The sequence below is a fragment of the Psychroserpens sp. S379A genome (assembly GCF_049800755.1).
In the GTDB taxonomy this organism is placed as follows: Bacteria; Bacteroidota; Bacteroidia; order Flavobacteriales; family Flavobacteriaceae; genus Psychroserpens.
In genome coordinates, this window is the sequence record NZ_JBNAFQ010000016.1 from 1 (window position 1) to 1,813 (window position 1,813).

General features: G+C 29.9%; 2 protein-coding genes. Both read left to right on the forward strand.

Translation table 11 applies throughout. The annotated features are described in order from the left end of the window. The first annotated feature begins 244 nt into the window (after window positions 1-244). The gene (locus ACP15M_RS14525) at window positions 245-928 is read left to right on the forward strand and encodes a hypothetical protein (RefSeq protein WP_425077922.1); all 684 of its coding nucleotides are present in this window, start codon (window positions 245-247) and stop codon (window positions 926-928) included. Between the two features lie 135 nt (window positions 929-1,063). Beyond that, complete coding sequence (locus tag ACP15M_RS14530) at window positions 1,064-1,678, forward strand: CpXC domain-containing protein (RefSeq protein WP_425077917.1); 615 nt, start codon at window positions 1,064-1,066, stop codon at window positions 1,676-1,678. Window positions 1,679-1,813 lie beyond the last annotated feature (135 nt).

Genomic DNA, 1,813 nt, shown 5'->3' on the forward strand with positions numbered 1-1,813 from the left:
CGTAAAAGCAAAACTAAAGTTTAGCTTTTCTCCTATTCTATTTCTGAAAACTTTACGGCAAAGTAAAACGTGCTTACTCAAACGTGTCGTAGCATTAGGTAACAACGTGTATAATTCATTGTTCGGTTCGTGTGTACTCGGAAAATTCCTGCGGAATTTTCCTCTGGTTCGGTTTATTTTTGCTAACTTAGTCCTAGCCAACACAACGTAATCATACACAATCACGTTGTGTGCAATGTAAAATATGAACGAAAGAATTACTCAAGCCCAAAAATTAAAAGATATCACTTCGGATATTAAATCTGAATTAGATGCTTTTAAAAATAACGTCAAAAAATTATCTTGGTCCGAAATTGTAATTATTGACGAAACGAAAAATGGAGCTTCTACAAACTATCAATTGACTTTACCTCAATCATTAATTAATGATTTTGAGAAAATTAAAAACAAATGTGATTTTGATGGTAGATACAAAGAAATCTACCATCATCTAATATTTGATCATCCAGACGATAGTTTTGACGAACTAAATTGGCATATATCTACAGATAACTCTTCCAATAGAATACATATAAATCGAACTGGAATCCCTTATAGTCTCAGAAAATTAGGATTAGGTAAGATGATTTACAAGAAAATTATTAATCATATTGGATATATAAGTTCAGAAAATCACAGATCATACGCTCACAGCGATTTACTATGGAATAGTTTATTTAATGACTCTGAATTGTATTGCTTTGCTTTTAATAATTGGTTATTCGCAACCTTTCGAAGAGAAATTTCAAATGAATTTTTCAGCAGACTAAATAACAGTTTTTTAAACCTAGGTGATTGTCAATTCGACAAATATTTCTGTCATGAATATGCAAATGAGATAACAAATTATGAAGCAATAAAAAAACACTGCACACAACAACGTGTATAATTCATTGTTCGGTTTGTGTGTACTCGGAAAATTCCTGCGGAATTTTCCACTGGTTTGGTTTCTTTTTGTTAACTTAGTCCTAGCCAACACAACGTAATCATACACAAATTCGTTGTGCGTCATTAAAACCAATCTATGAGTTTAGAAAAACAAATAAAACATAATTGTCCTCATTGCAATACTGAACAAAATTTAATTATTTACAATTCAGTTAACGTAACTATTGAACCTAGTCTTAAAAGCAAAGTAATTAATGGCAAGCTGAATATTCAACAGTGTACAAATTGTAAAAAAGAAATTAACATAATAAGTGGGTTTTTATATCACGATATGGAAAACCAATTGATGCTCAACTTCAGTCCGGATTCAGATGCGGATCAAATATCAAAATCTGAGATGTTGAGTGAATTGAAAGAAAAAGGATATATATATCGTATTGTAGACTCTTATCCAGCATTAGTCGAAAAAATTAAACTTTTTGATTTAAAAATTAATGATAAAGTGGTTGAAAAGGTAAAATCAGAACTTTCATTGATGCTTAACTCTTCATTAAATGAAGTTGTTGGAAAAACTGATGAATCTGAAATAAATATTTTCTTTGATAAATATGATAAAGGATTATTCAAGAAAAAATTATCGTTTATTTTCTTTTTACATCCAAGTCAAATAATGAAAATAGATTACAATATAAAAAAATTGAGTAAGAAAGATAGAGCAAAAATATTCGATTTGGAAACATTAAGGAATTAAAACGAACGCACAACAACGTGTATAACTAATTGCTTGTTATTGCATACTCGGAAAATCCTACGGATTTTCCTCTGGTTTATTTTCTTTTTGTTAACTTAGTTCCAGCCAACGCAAATAGCCATACACAAACACGTT